This is a genomic window from Acinetobacter uliginosus, from assembly GCF_044130295.1.
Taxonomy (GTDB): Bacteria; Pseudomonadota; Gammaproteobacteria; order Pseudomonadales; family Moraxellaceae; genus Acinetobacter.
Genome location: NZ_JBIQOC010000050.1, coordinates 21,817 through 39,284 on the forward strand (window position 1 = coordinate 21,817; position 17,468 = coordinate 39,284).

The 17,468-nt window shown below is 42.8% G+C and carries 12 protein-coding genes; 7 read left to right on the forward strand and 5 right to left on the reverse strand.

The features are described from left to right. Nucleotides 1-3 precede the first annotated feature (3 nt). The gene (locus ACE01T_RS10605; protein WP_349929024.1) at nucleotides 4-2,484 is read right to left on the reverse strand and encodes an ABC transporter permease; all 2,481 of its coding nucleotides are present in this window, start codon (nucleotides 2,482-2,484) and stop codon (nucleotides 4-6) included. A gap of 1 nt (nucleotide 2,485) precedes the next feature. Continuing rightward, entirely contained in the window at nucleotides 2,486-3,214 is a 729-nt protein-coding gene (locus tag ACE01T_RS10610; protein WP_349929022.1) for an ABC transporter ATP-binding protein, read from the reverse strand. Between the two features lie 56 nt (nucleotides 3,215-3,270). Between ACE01T_RS10610 and ACE01T_RS10615 the strand changes: the two genes are divergently transcribed. Further along, nucleotides 3,271-3,855 (forward strand): arylesterase, encoded by a 585-nt coding sequence (locus ACE01T_RS10615; protein ID WP_395519252.1) that lies wholly within the window; start codon nucleotides 3,271-3,273, stop codon nucleotides 3,853-3,855. Between the two features lie 35 nt (nucleotides 3,856-3,890). Here the strand turns inward: ACE01T_RS10615 and ACE01T_RS10620 are convergent, their stop codons facing one another. Beyond that, the gene (locus ACE01T_RS10620) at nucleotides 3,891-4,505 is read right to left on the reverse strand and encodes a carbonic anhydrase (RefSeq protein WP_086195941.1); all 615 of its coding nucleotides are present in this window, start codon (nucleotides 4,503-4,505) and stop codon (nucleotides 3,891-3,893) included. A gap of 384 nt (nucleotides 4,506-4,889) precedes the next feature. Between ACE01T_RS10620 and ACE01T_RS10625 the strand changes: the two genes are divergently transcribed. Both ACE01T_RS10625 and ACE01T_RS10630 read left to right on the forward strand, forming a co-directional pair. Next, nucleotides 4,890-5,843: an alpha/beta fold hydrolase gene (locus tag ACE01T_RS10625; RefSeq protein ID WP_240921576.1), complete on the forward strand. Its 954-nt coding sequence runs from the start codon at nucleotides 4,890-4,892 to the stop codon at nucleotides 5,841-5,843. Between the two features lie 15 nt (nucleotides 5,844-5,858). Beyond that, nucleotides 5,859-6,866: a hypothetical protein gene (locus ACE01T_RS10630; RefSeq protein ID WP_180082108.1), complete on the forward strand. Its 1,008-nt coding sequence runs from the start codon at nucleotides 5,859-5,861 to the stop codon at nucleotides 6,864-6,866. Between the two features lie 101 nt (nucleotides 6,867-6,967). On the opposite strand, the gene nfuA is transcribed toward ACE01T_RS10630, so the two are convergent. Continuing rightward, nucleotides 6,968-7,606 (reverse strand): Fe-S biogenesis protein NfuA, encoded by a 639-nt coding sequence (gene nfuA / locus ACE01T_RS10635; protein ID WP_086195944.1) that lies wholly within the window; start codon nucleotides 7,604-7,606, stop codon nucleotides 6,968-6,970. 158 nt (nucleotides 7,607-7,764) lie between these two features. Between nfuA and ACE01T_RS10640 the strand changes: the two genes are divergently transcribed. Together ACE01T_RS10640 and ACE01T_RS10645 are read left to right on the forward strand one after the other, a co-directional pair. Then, the gene (locus ACE01T_RS10640; protein WP_166167542.1) at nucleotides 7,765-8,382 is read left to right on the forward strand and encodes a rhomboid family intramembrane serine protease; all 618 of its coding nucleotides are present in this window, start codon (nucleotides 7,765-7,767) and stop codon (nucleotides 8,380-8,382) included. 233 nt (nucleotides 8,383-8,615) lie between these two features. Next, a complete protein-coding gene (locus ACE01T_RS10645; protein WP_395519250.1) occupies nucleotides 8,616-10,166 on the forward strand; it encodes a hypothetical protein in 1,551 nt (516 codons plus the stop codon). Between the two features lie 180 nt (nucleotides 10,167-10,346). Here ACE01T_RS10645 and ACE01T_RS10650 read toward each other — a convergent pair whose 3' ends face one another. Continuing rightward, nucleotides 10,347-11,966 (reverse strand): inorganic phosphate transporter, encoded by a 1,620-nt coding sequence (locus tag ACE01T_RS10650; protein ID WP_205683423.1) that lies wholly within the window; start codon nucleotides 11,964-11,966, stop codon nucleotides 10,347-10,349. A gap of 468 nt (nucleotides 11,967-12,434) precedes the next feature. Between ACE01T_RS10650 and metH the strand changes: the two genes are divergently transcribed. Together metH and ACE01T_RS10660 are read left to right on the forward strand one after the other, a co-directional pair. Continuing rightward, nucleotides 12,435-16,124, forward strand: a complete 3,690-nt coding sequence (metH, locus tag ACE01T_RS10655; RefSeq protein ID WP_395519251.1) for a methionine synthase — start codon at nucleotides 12,435-12,437, stop codon at nucleotides 16,122-16,124. A 226-nt stretch (nucleotides 16,125-16,350) separates the two neighbouring features. Beyond that, complete coding sequence (locus ACE01T_RS10660; RefSeq protein WP_180042928.1) at nucleotides 16,351-17,355, forward strand: DUF2971 domain-containing protein; 1,005 nt, start codon at nucleotides 16,351-16,353, stop codon at nucleotides 17,353-17,355. Nucleotides 17,356-17,468: the final 113 nt, after the last annotated feature.

Consider the following 17,468-nt stretch of genomic DNA (forward strand, 5'->3'; position numbering starts at 1 on the left):
CTGCTATTGATTCATCTCACGTAAACTTTGCAGTGGCGGAATATCACACAGATAACTCAAACGATAACGTCCAATCAGCGCGCACAGTAGCGTCATCAGTATGGGTAAAATCAGCCAGATTTGCCAATGGGGCTGAATCAGCAGATTCATTTTATAACTGGCAATGGCACTGATGACTTCGGCAAACAGGCAAGATACGATTCCTGCCATGAATCCCATAAAACCAATTTCTAGGGTCATCATCTGCTTGAGCTTTTGTTTGGAACTGCCAAATGAACGTAGTAAAGCCACTTCACGTTTACGCTCATCCATCAACAGGTTTAAACAGGCTATTAACACCAGAATACCCGAAACACTGACCAACAGTGCCAGAATGGTAACAATTTGTACCAGCACATTCACCAGACGTTTGACCTCATCCAGAATCAGACTGACATCAATAAACACGGTGTTAGAGAATTGCTGAATCAGCGCAACAATCTGGTTTTTATCCTGTTCCGGTACATAAAAACTGCCTAAATAGCTACCCGCATTTTCATCCATAGTTTTGGGGGCAAAAATAAAGAAAAAATTCGGACTAAAGCTTTCCCATTCCACACTGCGCAAGTTCACTACTTTGGCCTGAATCAATCCTTCTGGCAGGCTGAAAGTCAACTGATCGCCGATTTTGATGCCCAATTCCTCTGCAATTTTGGCTTCAACTGACACCTCACCGGGATGTTTCAAGGCTACCGCACCCTGGACGATGATATTGTCAGCCGGATATTCGGTGGTTTGGGTTAAATTCAGTTCACGGCGTAAAGAATTGTTGCTTTTGACCAGATCTGCTGCAAAGGGCTGATCATTCTTCGCCACCAATCGGCCACGAATATTGGGATATAAAGGCGTACTTGGCCAGCCATGTTGCTTAATCTGAGCTTTGAAGGCTGGCATATCAAACGGCGGCAGACCATACACAAACTGATTCGGTGTGCCTGCAGGCAATTGCTGCTGCCAACGTTCCAGCAAATCTGTCCGCAACACGGTTAACACGGTCATCAGACTCAGGCCAAGTGCCAAGGCTGTAATTTGAAAAGCGGTTTGATACGGCACCCGCACATAGGCTGAAATTACCCCTTTCAGGTTTTTGATGAATTTTAAACAGCCCCAGATCAACACATAGAGCAGTGTACACAGCAATACAATTGCTCCCATTACCCAGGCAGTGAGCACGATATTTTCAGTCAGCACAATACTGAATAATGCCAAGCTGGCTGTGCCCATGATTAACATCCACAGCATGGATTGTACTGACTTTTCCTGCTGGCGAATCACCCGAATCGGCGGGGTATTGAGCAATTGCCATAAGCTGGGTACAATGAATCCCAATAGCACCACTGCGCTGGTCAGCATAGCAATCGGTAATGGTCCCAGCAGCATCTCTCCTGCTGAAAATGCAATCTGTAAATTTGGAATCAGTTGCAGCATCAATTGCAGCAAACCGTAACCCAAAGCTACCCCAGCCAAACTACCAATCAGCATGGCGACCAGCAAAACCACGGCTAGCAAGGTAAGATAGGCATTGAGAATCTGGCCTCGTGTCGCACCGATACAACGCATCAATGCAATATTGTCCTGATTTTGTTGCACATAGCGCTGGCTGGTCAGGGCAATCGCAATCCCGCACAGCAAAATGGTCAAGATATTGCTCAGTTGCAGGAAGGTATCCAAATTGGCAATCGGTTTCATTAAACGGGTATTGCCTTCGCTGGCATTTCTTAACCTAAGGCTATTTTGCTCATCCTGCGTTGGTGCATCATGTGCTGCTTTCGGCAAGGTCGCGTGCTGCTGTTGCTTAAAATCTTGTTCAAACTGCTTGGTTTGCTCGGGATCACCCGCCATTAACAAACGATACTCGGCACGGCTACCGACCTGGATGGCATTGGTTTTGGCGACGTCGTTACGGGAAATCATTACCGTCGGTGAAAAACCGGAAAAGCCCAGTTCCTGATTGGAATCATGTACAATTTTTGCCGTGATCTTAAACTGGCCATCTGCAATATTGATTTGGTCACCCAATTTAACATGCAATAAATCCATAGCACGTGGGCTCATCCAGACCTCACCGGACTGGATGGTTTTGACCTGGGGCAGCACCCGAAGCTCGCCGCGTAAGGGAAATGCCTGATCGATGGCTTTGACATTGACCATGACAAATTGATCATCGGTACGCGCCATTGAACTGAAAGCGGTGACTTGAGATAGTTGCAGTTTTAATTGTCTGGCCTGATTCTGCCACTTTTGTTCCAGCGGCTGATTGTCGCTCAGCACCAGGTCAGCTGCCAGCATTTCTGCGGCCTGTAAGGCTACGGCATTCTGAATCTGTTCATTGCTAAATTTCAGTGCAGTGGTGGCACTAATCGCCAGGGTCAAGGCAATGATCAGCAGATAAACCCCCGTACTTTTAAAACTCTGGGTCAACAAGGGCCGAAATAATCGATTCATTTCAGTTCTCTCCCGAGCCATGTTCGATCAAATGGCCATCACGCAACTCAAAATGACGCTGGCATTGCTGGGCCAATGTTGAATCATGAGTGACCAGCACCAGCGTGGTACCAAACTCACGATTCAGCTGAAACAACAGTTGTTCAATTTCCTTGGCGGTTTGCGCATCCAGATTACCGGTCGGTTCATCGGCAAAAATAATTTGTGGATCGCTGATTAAGGCACGGGCAATCGCTACCCTTTGCTGCTCACCACCAGACAAGACTTTGGGAGTTTGCATGGCCTGACGTTCCAGGCCGACTTTTTTCAGCAAGGCCAAAGCCTTTTTTTCCGCTGCAGCAAAGTTAAAATTTTGCTGTAAGCGTAGCGGCAACATAACATTTTCAACCGCCGTTAAGTGCGGTAGCAGCTGAAAGGACTGAAACACAAAACCGATATTTTTTAAGCGCACCAATGCACGCTGTTCTTCATTCAATTCACCAATCGATTGCCCGCATACCTGCAATGTTCCTGAACTGGCCTGATCCAGCGTGGCCAGAATACCCAGCAAGGTCGATTTACCCGAGCCGGATCTTCCGGTAATCGCTACCTGTTCACCACGATAAATATCAAAGCTTAGATTTTCAAAAATGCTGAGCTCTTTTTGGGCAAATTTGATCTTTTGGCTAAGCTGCTGTGCAGAGATAATCACTTGTGGCATGATGGAATGGTCGCTATTAACGTAGGTCATAAAATTCCTATATGCAAAATCGCAATCTGAAAACTCTTGTATGGACTTGCCTGGCCATGCTCAGTCTGGGTCTTAGCCCGGTCATGGCATCTGCGAAAACCATTATGATTGTGGGTGACAGTATTAGTGCAGGTTATGGCCTACAGGCAGGGCAAGGCTGGGTAGCATTATTACAGAAACGTCTAGACCAACAGTATCCGAAACAGCATAAAGTGGTCAATGCCAGTGTCAGCGGTGAAACCACTAGTGGTGCTGTGGCGCGTTTACCGAAATTGCTGCAAACACATAAGCCACATATTGTGGTGATTGAACTGGGCGGAAATGATGGTTTGCGCGGTCAGCCACCGCTGTTGATTCAAAAAAATCTGGCAACTTTAGTGCAGCAAAGTCAAAAGGCAAAAGCAAAAGTGATTGTTTTTGGAATGAAAATCCCGCCCAATTACGGCACAGCTTATAGCAAGGCCTTTGAGAAAAATTATAAGATTGTCAGTCAGCAACATAAGGTAAAATTGTTGCCGTTCTTTTTAGAAGGGGTTGCTGGCAAAAGAGACCTGATGCAAACCGATCTGGTTCATCCCAATGCATCTGCCCAAAGCATCTTGTTGAACAATGCTTATCCCTATATAAAAGGCGCTTTATAAAGCGCCTTTTATGAATCATGCTTTTTGCTTTTTACTTAAAAATCAAAGAAAACCACTTCACCCGTTTCAAGTGAATACTCTGCACCTACTACTTTTAATTTGCCTTGGACAATTAGATTTTCCAATACCGCAGAACCGTGACGCAACTGATTCACAGATGCAAAAACGTTGGAACGTACTGCATGTTTAGACAGTTTATCCAGATCATCTTTAAGTTCAGTCTGCATTAAAATTTCAACTGAAGGACGTACTCGGTTGACAATCGACATCAAGTTTGCTGATGGTGGAGCTGCTGGATTAGTCAAGGCATCAATGGTGGAATGAATGGCACCACAATGCGTATGACCCAATACGATCACTACAGGGCAATGAAAGCTTTCTGCTGCAAATTCGACACTTCCCACTTGAGATGGCGCAACAATATTACCCGCGACACGAATAACAAATAAATCACCCAGCCCCTGATCAAATACCATTTCAGCCGGTACGCGGGAATCTGAACAGCCTAAAACAATCGCAAATGGGTCTTGGCTTTCGGCCATTTCTGCGCGCTGTTGGTGAGTCAAAAGCTTCAAATGGGTTGTTTCACCGTTTACAAAACGCTGGTTCCCTTTTTTTAAACGATCCAAAGCTTCTTCTGCTGTTAGCATGCTGGTCTTCCAATGTTTTAAGTTGCAATATTTTAATGCCATCAAAACCGAAAGTCACTTGCAAAAAACATAGCTCTACAGTTTATAATGACCTGAGAAAATATTTTTATTTAGCTTCAAAAAACGACACGGTTCACATTTTTAAAGCTTTCAGGTTACTGAGTTCAAAAAACAATTCAGTGACATTTCTTTAATAATACTTACAATAAACTACAGACATTTTAAAAAAATTAAATGCTGTCTGAAATTAAATATTTTTATTCCCGATTTATAAATATTATCGTCATGAGTCTTCAAGGATGATCGTCAATGACACAGCCTGGTTCAAATTTTGCTCGATTTGTACGCAACCTCTGTTTGGTAAGTGCCTGCTGTTTTACAGGCATGACTATGGCTCAAAACAATAAAGTGAATATAGAAAAAATAAATTTACAAAACTATCTGATCCAGGAGCGCAGTGAAGCGGGTTTAAAAGCTAAAACCATTAAAGTCGGTGAGATTACCTGGGCCTATAATGAAGGGGGTTCACGGCAAAAACCGACCATTCTGCTCATTCATGGTTTAGCCGGAAATCGCGACAACTGGAATCGGGTGGCTCATTTTTTAACGCCTTACTATCATGTGGTGATTCCCGACTTACCCAATAATGGTGAAACCAGAACACCTGAAAATTTTGATGCTTCTGTACCCAATGTAACAGAAAACTTGCGTCGTTTTGTCGAAGCCATTGATGTCGAAGATAAGTTGAATGTGGCCGGACATTCCCTGGGTGGATCGATTGCCACTGTGTATGCATCACAATATCCGTTTGATACGCAAAGCCTGTTTCTGCTCAATAGCGCCGGTATTTATACCCAGGCCAATACCCGTTATTCTAAAGATCCGCTGACCCTGAAACAGCTGATTGTGTCCAAACCTGGCGATCTTGAACAGGTGATGCATCGGGTCATGCAAAATCCACCCAGCTTACCTAAGGCCGTAAAATCTGCCCAAGAGAACTACCTGATTACTCAGGCAGCAAAGAATGGCAAACTGATTGATCAGCTGGTGGCACTAAACCGCATTTATACGCCAGAATCCTTTGCCCGTCTGACTCGAACGGTGGAAGCACCTACCCTGATTCTTTGGGGTAAACAGGACAAGATTATTAATGTCGAAGTGGCAAATGAATTAAAATCGTTATTGAAACGCGCCGAGGCTCCTGTCATTCTTAACAATGTGGGACATATGCCAATTTTGGAAGCAGAGCAGGAAGTGGCAGCACATTATTTACCTTTTCTTGCCAAAACCCAGAAGATGAAAAACCCGCTTGCGGATAAACTTATTCCATTAAATTAATTTTTTCGAGACAGTATGCAAAAACATCCGATGATTGAGCAGTTAATTGAAGCTCATCTTGACTTTTTAGAACAAGAGTTTTCACATACTGCCACGATTGAAACCGAATTCCTGAATTTTTATCAATGGTTTAGAAAACAGCCACTGCAACAGATCTGGTCCTTTGAGCAAATTAATACACTTTTGCAAAAGCAGATTTTAGCCACGCCAGCGAGTAGCTTTTTGATTGAACAAATCGCTGAGCATCTGCATTTTGCCTTGGTTCATCCGCTTAATGAAGATACTAAAATCGCGGATGTCATTCCGGTTTTAACCATCGACAAAATTGCCCAATATGTCGCGGGCAAAAGTGATCACCGTCAACGCTTGATTAAAAAGGTGGTCAATAATCCTGCTTTTTCCGCCATGATTACCCAGCTCATTCAGCACTCCATTCAAGACTATATGGATAATTCAGTCATGGCCAAACGGGTGCCTGGCGTGTCGCGTTTTATGAAAATGGGCAAATCGGTGTTAGAAACAGTGACCGATTCAAATCTGGATGAAACCATTGCACATTATTTGCAAAAGAATATTTTAAAACTGAGCCAAATGAGTGAGCATGTTCTGAATCAGCACTTTGATAACGAAAAGCTCTATCATTTCCAGGCCAACCTTTGGCATAAAGTCAAGGATATGCCTTTAACGGTACTGAAAAATTATATTGAAGTTCAGGATCTCGGTAACACGGTGAATTTAGGCCATGAAATCTGGGATCACATCCGTCAAACGGATTACCTGAAACAGCAGGTTCATGATGGTGTCTATGCCTGGTATATCCGCAATCAGGAACGCCCTTTTGATTTATTACTGCGTGATCTGAATATTGATGAAGCCCTGATTCAACATGAATTGCAGCAGTTGCTGGCACCTGTCGTGCAAAAACTGGTTTCATCTGCCTATCTACGTGAACGTGCCAGAGCCTATTTAGAGAAATTTTATTATGCCGAAACTGCACAGAAAATTTTAAATCTTGATGCTTAATAAGAACTATATAAATAAAAAAGTCGCATGATGTAGCTTTCTTATCCCCCATATAAAAAATAACCTCCATTCTGGAGGTTATTTTTTGAAATTATTCGGTCTTATTTAAAATAAGCACCTTCGGTGTTGCTGTGGTCGGTTTGGTCAACCACACGCATCAATTCAGGAACATGCTGTTTCAAGGTGGTTTCTACACCCTGTTTTAACGTTAAATCAATTGATGAACAACCCTGGCAGCCACCACCAAATTTCAGTACTGCAGTTAAACCGTGTTCTTCATCTTCAACCACTTCAACCAGTGCACAGTTACCGCCATGTCCTGCAAGTCCCGGGTTAATTTCGGACTGAAGCACATAAGTGATACGTTCTTCTACCGATGCATCCGGACCGACACGTGGTACTTTTGAATTAGGTGCACGGAAGGTTAATTGACCGCCAAAACGGTCTTTATTGTAATCAATTACAGCATCCAGCAAATACGGAATTGACGGAGTATCAATAAATGCCGGGAAATCCGGGTAATCCTGTTTATAGTCGGTTGGCACAACTTCGTCAGGTGCACTATATGCCATGCAACATTCAGCACGTGGCGTACCAGGATTTTCCACAAAAACACGCACCCCAATACCGGGTGTGTTTTGCTTTTCTAACAAATCCTTTAAATACTCTTGAGCAGTCGGAGTAATCAATAAGTTTGGAATCTCTTCTACAACTGCAGTGCTGGTGTTCTCAGTCGACATAACAATTTTTCCTCAAGCTGAAGTGTCCATTTTAACTGAAGATGCGGGGTAATTTCATAAATTCAACTAAAATTGTCGGATTTATTGTGAAAGTTCCACTTAAGCTGCCATTTAATGGCATTATGAACGATAAATTTTGAAATGTAGAACTTGCTTTTATGTTGGATTTACCTTTTAACCATACCGTTACACTAATTCTTATTACCGTTATTATCTCGCTGATTGCATTTTCAAACCAGAAAGTCATGAGCCGACTCATTTTCTGGCCACCCGCGATGCAGCGTGGACAATATGATCGTTTTATTACCCATGGTTTTGTGCATGCAGATGGGACTCACCTGTTATTCAACATGATTACCCTGTTCTTTTTTGGCAGCGTGATTGAAAGTTTTTATCGGCAATATATGTACGATCTAGGCTTTGTGCTGTTTTATTTGGGCGGGCTGATTGCAGCAATTATTCCAAGTTATTTAGAACATAAAAATGATCATCGCTGGGCCAGCTTGGGTGCCTCTGGTGCAGTGTCTGCGGTCCTGTTTGCCTATATTCTGTTTGAACCGTGGAAATTGATCTTTGTGTTTTTTATTCCCGTACCGGCGATTATTTTTGCCGTGCTGTATGTCGCTTATAGCGTCTGGTCAGGTAAACGCGGCAATTCCAATATCAACCATAGTGCACATTTATGGGGCGCAGCTTATGGCGTAATCATGACCATCATTATTGAACCACGGCTTATTGGCCACTTTTTGAATAAATTGATGCAATTTCCTTTTTAAGGATATTGAGAAGGATAGAATCACCCTGCATATATGCTTAAAAAATTGCAGGTTTGCTCAATAAGGCGTATTGCTGACATTTAACTATTTAGGAGCGCAATGCTCCTTTTTTATTGTTTATTGCTAAAAGAATATTTACATAATTTTGTCATTAAATGCTACCCCTCAAATCAATTTGGCATAGATAATGTAGACATCTGTATATTAATGCGCAAAAAAAAGAGATCTTTTGCATGTCCACTTCATTAAATGGTCTTCAATTCCCGATTAATCCCACCAGCAAAAAGGCCAGTACCTCACAAACAGGCAAAGAAATTATTGCTGAAGCCCTGTCTATAGTCGACAACAAGTCTTCCATGTATGCACTTGCCGAAAAAAATTGGCGCAAGAACTATCCTATTTACTTCAAGGCCTTGGTGGAACAAGGCATTCACACCATCAACAACTCTATTACCATTGCAAAACAAGGCTTGCATAAAGCCCATCATAGCTTTGACTTTTATCGTGATGGTCAACGCTATTTATTGAAAGACATCATGAAAGATGTTGATACCGCCACCTTGTATACCATTCAGCTCAAAGGTGAAAGTGATGCTGCACCAGAATGGTATGTCCCTTATAAAGGGAAAAAATTACAAGGCCAGGCTTTACTAAATCAAATCCAGATCTGGCAAGATGCAGGCATTATCGAATGCAGCCATGCCGATGCCCTGCGTACGGCACAGGCACATCCGGAATGGTTTGATCTTTCTGACCGTACCATGGTGCTATTTGGTGCAGGGTCTGAAGCCGGTCCGCTAACCTGGCTGGCACGCTGGAAAGCCAATATTGTCGCAGTAGATTTACCCAATACCCGGGTGTGGGACAGAATCCTCAACACCATTCAGCAAGGCAACGCCACACTTTATGCACCTTGCACGGAAAAACTGGCAGAAGATACCTCAAGCACAGTGCTGAAAGAAAAATTAGGCGCAGATTTACTCACCCAAACCCCTGAAATTGCCCATTGGTTAAGCCAAAGTGAACGTCAGCTTGACCTGGCTGCCATTGCCTATCTCGATGGTGAAAAGCATGTCCGTGTTGCCATGGCCATGGACAGCATCATGGAATATGTCAGTGAGCAAAAATCGGATACCAGTTTGATGTTCATGTGCACGCCAACCGATGTCTATGCCATTCCGAAGGAAGTCGTTGAAGCATCTTATGACAAGTTCCAATGTCGTTCCAAAGTCCGGCAGCTTATGAGTAAAGGTATTTCAGCCGTTACCGCTAAGCGCTTTTTCCAGCAGAATCTACATATGCTCATTCCGTCGGACAATGGTCAGGAATATGGCATTGCGGACTGTCTGGTGGTCGAGCAAGGTCCAAACTATGCTTTGGCCAAACGGATCCAGCAGTGGCGTGCAACACTGGCGCGTCATTATGGACAACGGGTCAGTATCAATATTGCGCCGTCTACCACGACCCATTCAGTTACCAAAAATCCGTTATTGAAAGCGGCCTTCAATGGTGCAAGCCTGTTCGATGTGGAATCGTTTAGCCCTGAAACCACCAATGCCTTAATGGCTGCCTTATGGATTTATGACCTGCGTCATCCAGAGTCGGTTGCCAATCCGGAAACCCATCTGGATCATCCGCTGGAACTGATGATGAAAGGCGCCAACCATGGCGGATTGTGGCGTGTGCCTTATTTGGCCCGCACCGCTCTGCCTTTTGCCGCACTGTATGGCTTTGCCAACGAAAAATTGCCGATTAATAAGGTGCTACGCAAGTTAAAGAAATAATCACAAAGCTTCCCCTCTTCTTTAGGAAGATGGGAAGTATGGCTTTAAACCAAGGTGCAAGTGAAGGTCAAACAAAAACAAATGAAGGATATTTGCAGTTTGATTTTCTTTTGATAATAAAACACTGAAAGACATAAAAAAACGCTGCAATTGCAGCGTTTTTTGTTTCTAACAGAAGTCTTAAACGAACTGTAAGAATAGCCAGTACAAACCACCAGATAAACAGATGGTCGCTGGTAAAGTGAAGACCCATGCCGATAAAATCGTACGTACCATTTGCAAATTCAAACCTGATTTATTGGCTACCATGGTACCTGCAACTGCACTGTTCAAAACGTGTGTGGTTGATACCGGCATACCAAAACCATCTGCTGCAGCAATAGTAGTCATCGCAACAAGTTCGGCTGACATGCCTTGACCATAAGTCATATGGTTTTTACCAATACGTTCACCTACAGTGACCACAATACGTTTCCAGCCCACCATCGTACCCAGACCTAATGCCAGGGCAACAGCCACTTTCACCCAGGTTGGAATGTACTGAAGGAATGAATCCAGGTTTTTACGATATTCTTTAACTAACTTGCTTTGATCTTTTGACATTTCAGGAAGCTGCTCAGCTTTATCTAAACGCTTAAACGCAGTCGTGCTGAGATACATATCATTGCGGATCGCAGAAACTTCAGCCTCTGGAATAGTGTGAATATCATCATATTTGGCAACACGTTCGCCCAAATGATCTGTCAAGCTTGCTAAAGCAGGAACCACTTCAGGGTTCACTTCTTTGGTTTGAATATATTTGGTAATGACAGCACGTGCCTGAGCATCCGTAATATTTTCATGCTGCGGATAAATAGCAGTAGCCGTTTGCTGAGACAATTGCTCAAAAGACTGAATATGTGCACTGTCTAAATTCTTATTTAAAGAATAAGCCAATGGTACACAACCAATCAAAATCAGCATAATCAAGCCCATGCCTTTTTGACCGTCATTTGAACCATGCGCGAAACTCACACCAGTACAGGTGAAAATCAAAATCGCACGAATTAAAGGGGGTGGCGGCTTGTTACCTTCAGGCGGATGAAAAAGCTCTAACTGTTTACGGAAGATTTTTTTCACCAGTAAAAACAGGACAGCAGCAAAAGCAAAACCAATCAGCGGAGAAAACAGCAGTGCTTTACCTACTTTCATCACCTGTTCCATATCTATGCCGCTTGCGCCAGCGCCTGAATGAAGCAGGTAGTTCATAATACCCACACCTAAAATCGAACCGATTAGAGTATGTGAGCTTGATGCCGGAATACCCATGAACCAGGTACCCAAATTCCAGAGAATCGCAGCAATCAGCATGGCAAAAACCATGGCAAAGCCTGCGCCTGAACCGACATTCATAATCAGCTCTACAGGTAATAAAGCAATAATGCCGTAAGCAACAGCACCACTTGCCACCATTACCCCTAGGAAGTTACAGAAGCCTGCCCACATGACAGCTACAGGTGCAGATAAGGCATTGGTATAAATAACAGTTGCGACTGCGTTGGCCGTGTCATGAAAACCATTAACAAATTCAAAGCCTAAAGCAATTAATAAAGCAGTCGCCAAAAGAATAACGGAATATAAACTTAATGCTGGCACATGCGCCAAATCGGTCGAAAGCTGAAAACCGATATACACTAAAGTTGAAATAATAACCGTGAGAAACACCGGCATAAAAAATTTCGGTGTAGCAACATGCACATTCGTCGATTTCGCTGGTGCTGATGGCACCTGATCTTGGACGGGAGGAATATTAGAATTCATGCAGACGGTTCAAAGGGATAATAAAATCCCCTTATTGTTCAATTTAATTGTGACAATTATATGACAAAGAGCTGTCATATAAAGCAGTTTTTCATACTTTATTTACTGTTATGCACTCACTAAAACCCATCAAATTATTTCACTTTAATAAAATAAATCAATTGGTTAGAATACATAATTCACTGTTATTTATTTTGAAAATCAATGTTTCAGCTTATCTGATATAAATTCATATTTATTGTCATATTTGCTCCTGCCTATTGCTCATTTTCCATCATGCCTGATTAATATGACAAATTCGTGAAGCATTCCAAGCATTTATATTAAATATACTTGGCAACAAATATGTCTAATTATTCAACAACCTAATATATAGTGCGTGCCCCTGACCTGCGAATATCAATAAAACTGGATTGAATTCTGTTAATATATTTGCCGATTTTATATTCCACCGGATTGGGGTTATTTATGTCCACGCTTGCCACCCTAAAAGAGCTGCTCGCTCAACGGATTCTGATTATCGACGGTGCGATGGGCACCATGATTCAGCGTCACAAACTCGAAGAAGCTGACTACCGTGGTGAGCGTTTTGCTGACTGGGCATCTGACCTGAAAGGCAACAATGACCTTTTGGTGTTGACCCAGCCGCACATTATCCAGGGTATTCACGAAGCTTATCTGGAAGCGGGTGCCGACATTATTGAAACCAACAGTTTCAACGGTACACGTGTTTCTATGTCGGATTACCACATGGAAGATCTGGTTCCGGAAATTAACCGTGAAGCGGCACGTATTGCCAAAGAAGCCTGCCAAAAATATTCAACCCCAGACAAACCGCGTTTTGTTGCTGGTGTACTTGGGCCGACATCACGTACCTGTTCGATTTCACCGAATGTAAATGACCCTGCTTTCCGTAACATCACTTTTGATGAATTAAAAGAAAACTATATCGAAGCAGCGCATGCGCTGATTGAAGGCGGTGCAGATATTCTGCTGATTGAAACCGTATTCGATACATTAAACTGTAAAGCGGCGATCTTTGCAGTAAAAGAAGTCTTCAACCAGATTGGCTATGAATTGCCATTGATGATTTCAGGCACCATTACCGATGCTTCAGGCCGTACATTAACAGGTCAAACCGCAGAAGCATTCTGGAACTCGGTTCGTCACGGTGATTTGTTATCAATTGGCTTTAACTGTGCTCTTGGTGCAGATGCCATGCGTCCACACGTAAAAACGGTGTCTGACGTTGCCGATGTATTCGTATCTGCCCATCCAAACGCAGGCTTGCCAAATGCCTTTGGTGGTTATGATGAGACTCCGGAACAAACTGCTGCCTTCCTGAAAGAATTTGCCGAAAGCGGTTTAATCAACATTACTGGCGGCTGCTGTGGTACCACGCCGGATCATATCCGTGCCATTGCCAATGCAGTAAAAGACATCAAGCCACGTCAGGTTCCTGAAACCAAACCGGCTTGCCGTTTAAGTGGTTTAGAACCATTTAACATCACGGAAGAATCCTTATTCGTCAACGTCGGTGAACGTACCAACGTGACCGGTTCGAAAAAATTCCTGCGTTTAATCCGTGAAGAAAACTTTGCCGAAGCTTTAGAAGTTGCACAGCAACAGGTTGAAGCCGGTGCACAGATCATCGACATCAACATGGATGAAGGCATGCTCGATTCACAAGGCGCAATGGTGCACTTCCTGAATCTGGTCGCGTCTGAACCGGAAATTTCACGTGTGCCGATCATGATTGACTCATCAAAATGGGAAATCATTGAAGCTGGCTTGAAATGCGTGCAAGGTAAACCGGTTGTCAACTCGATTTCCCTTAAAGAAGGTTATGATGAGTTTGTCCATAAAGCACGCCTTTGCCGTCAGTACGGTGCAGCCGTGATCGTGATGGCATTTGACGAAGATGGTCAGGCCGATACCGCTGAGCGAAAGAAAGAAATCTGTAAGCGTTCATACGATGTTTTGGTCAATGAAGTCGGCTTCCCGGCTGAAGACATCATCTTTGACCCGAACGTGTTTGCTGTGGCAACTGGTATTGAAGAACACAATAACTATGCGGTGGACTTCATTGAAGCGACTGGCTGGATTAAACAGAACCTTCCGCATGCCATGATTTCCGGCGGCGTGTCCAACGTATCGTTCTCATTCCGTGGTAACGAGCCTGTTCGTGAAGCGATTCACTCGGTATTCCTTTACCATGCCATCAAGCAAGGCATGACCATGGGGATCGTAAACGCTGGTCAAATGGCAATTTACGACGACATCCCAAGCGAACTGAAAGCTGCAGTTGAAGATGTGATCCTGAACCAGAACCAGGGTGAAAGCGGTCAGGAAGCTACGGAAAAATTGCTTGAAGTGGCTGAGCAATATCGCGGTCAGGCTGGTGCACAAAAAGCCGTTGAAAACCTTGAATGGCGTAATGAGTCAGTTGAAAAACGTCTGGAATATGCACTGGTCAAAGGTATTACCACCTTTATTGATGAAGATACCGAAGAAGCGCGTTTAAAAGCCAAACGTCCGCTGGATGTGATTGAAGGTCCACTCATGGACGGCATGAACGTGGTCGGTGACTTGTTCGGTTCAGGTAAAATGTTCCTGCCGCAAGTGGTAAAATCTGCCCGTGTGATGAAACAAGCCGTAGCCTGGTTGAACCCGTACATCGAAGCGGAAAAATCTGGCGGTGAGTCTAAAGGTAAAGTGTTGATGGCAACCGTAAAGGGTGACGTACACGATATCGGTAAAAATATTGTAGGCGTCGTGCTGGGCTGTAACGGTTATGACATTATCGACCTTGGCGTAATGGTGCCTTGCGAGAAGATTCTGCAAACGGCCATTGATGAGAAAGTCGATATTATTGGTCTTTCTGGTTTGATCACACCGTCACTGGATGAAATGGTGTTTGTTGCCAAGGAAATGCAGCGTAAAGGCTTCAATGTACCGTTAATGATTGGCGGTGCAACCACATCGAAAGCGCATACAGCGGTGAAAATTGACCCGCAATATTCAAATGATGCGGTGATTTATGTTGCCGATGCGTCCCGTGCCGTGGGTGTGGCAACGACTTTACTCTCTAAAGAAATGAAGCCGAAATTTGTTGAGGAAACTCGCGCTGAATATGAAAAAGTGCGTGAGCGTATTGCCAACAAACAGCCGAAAGCAGCCAAACTGTCTTATGCAGAATCGGTTGAAAATGGCTTGAAGATTGACTTTGCAGCGAATAAGCCAGTGAAGCCAAACTTTATTGGTACGCAAACACTGACCAACTATCCGTTAGAAACTTTGGTTGAATACTTTGACTGGACACCATTCTTTATTTCCTGGAGCTTGGCAGGTAAGTTCCCTGCCATCCTTAAAGATGAAGTGGTTGGTGAAGCGGCAACTGACTTGTATGAACAAGCGCAGAAAATGCTGAAAGACATCATCGAGAATAAACGCTTTGATGCGCGTGCCGTGTTTGGTATCTACCCTGCCAACCGTTCAGCGGCAGATTCGGTTGAAGTCTATGACGAAACTGGCACCACTGTTACGCATACTTTCCAGCATATCCGTCAGCAGTCTGATAAAGTCACTGGCAAACCAAACTTGTCGTTGGCAGACTTTGTTGCGCCTAAAGGCGTAGCGGAAGATTACTTGGGCGGTTTCACGGTATCGATCTTCGGTGCGGAAGAAATGGCGAATGAGTTCAAAGCCAAAGGTGATGACTACTCTGCAATTCTTGCTCAATCTTTAGGTGACCGTTTTGCCGAAGCTTTTGCAGAGCACTTGCATGAACGTATCCGTAAAGAGTTCTGGGGCAATCAGGCATCTGAACAGTTATCGAATGAAGAGTTGATTAAAGAGAAGTATGTCGGTATCCGTCCTGCGCCGGGCTACCCTGCTTGTCCTGAGCATTCTGAAAAAGCGCCTTTGTTTGACTGGTTAGGTTCGACCGATAAGATTGGCACATTCTTAACCTCTAGTTTTGCAATGTGGCCGCCTTCATCTGTCAGCGGTTTCTACTATGCAAACCCTGAGTCACAATACTTTAATGTGGGTAAGATTGCAGGCGATCAGCTTGAGGATTATGCGAAACGTAAAGGCTGGACTTTGGATGAGGCAAAACGCTGGTTAGCGCCTAATTTGGATGATTCGGTGGTTTAAGAATCTTCGTAAGCTAGAAAAGAAAAATCCCCTCACTTGAGGGGATTTTTTTATGGTAATCACCCCTAATCCTGAACCATTTATGGCGCAAGGTCAAAGAGGGGGACTTTCACGTATCTATTTAATTACGTGATAGCTCCTCCCTTTCTTAAAGGGAGGTTGGGAGGGATTCAAAATTGAATAACTATGCGATATATTTAACTAAAACAACCAAAATAGAAGCAATATGTTAGTTTACAAATATCGTGGTGGGGCTTTCAAAAGAGATTTAGAATCTTTACAAAAAGATCAATTTTGGGCATCTAATACGCAACAATTAAATGACCCTTGTGAAGGACTTGTATCTATCAATAACTATGAAAAACAGATAGAAACTTTAAAATTAATTTTTCCACAACAAGCAAAGCATACAGTTATGCTAAATCAATGTTTTCAAAATATCATTGATATGAAAGATCAAAAATTGGGAATCTTTTCGTTAAGTAAAAATTATAATGATGAACTACTTTGGGCTCATTATGCTGATAGCCATAAAGGTTTTTGTATTGAATATGAGTTAAATAAGTTACTTAAAGGACAAAATCCGAAACACAGGTATTTTGATGTCACTTATACTGACAATCTTCCCAATATAAGCCTATCCGATATATTATCGAAAGAAGATGACAATTCACTAATAAGAATGATGTTAGGTTATAAAGCCAAAAAATGGGAATATGAAAATGAACTCAGAATTATTACAGAAAATTATGGACTAAATAGTTACGATTATAGAGCTGTTAAATCCATATATTTCGGACTCAGAATGTCTGATTCTGAAATAACAAAAATAATGGACACCATGAAAGGTAGAAATATTCGATACTTTAAAATGAAGTTAAAACCTAATTCCTTTCAACTTGATGCTATCCAAATTGAAGATAAATTTCCTACTAAAAAAAGATATAAATACTCGATAGCACCTATAGCTGAACGGGCTGTTGATCCTTCCACGCTAAAATCAGAATACAAAGAGTTTAGCCCATATTTAGATAAATTAGCCGAAATAATTCGTCGAGAAGCTGATTGTATTGAAGTTAGTTATGTTGATCTAAGTCATTCAAAAAGCACGCTAAATCATCCTATATTTTTTGCTCAATATAAGACCAAAAAAAATGACTGGTTAACACATACAGTACATTACTCGAAACAGCAAATTGACGAAGAATACGACAAAATTGATGACTTGTAGTTACTATCTAACCTGAGTTCGATATAAAAAAGAGTAGAAAAAAAGCCCTGAATTTATAACATATTGGTTCTCAATACAAAATGTTATAAAACAAGGCTTCTCGATGGATCATA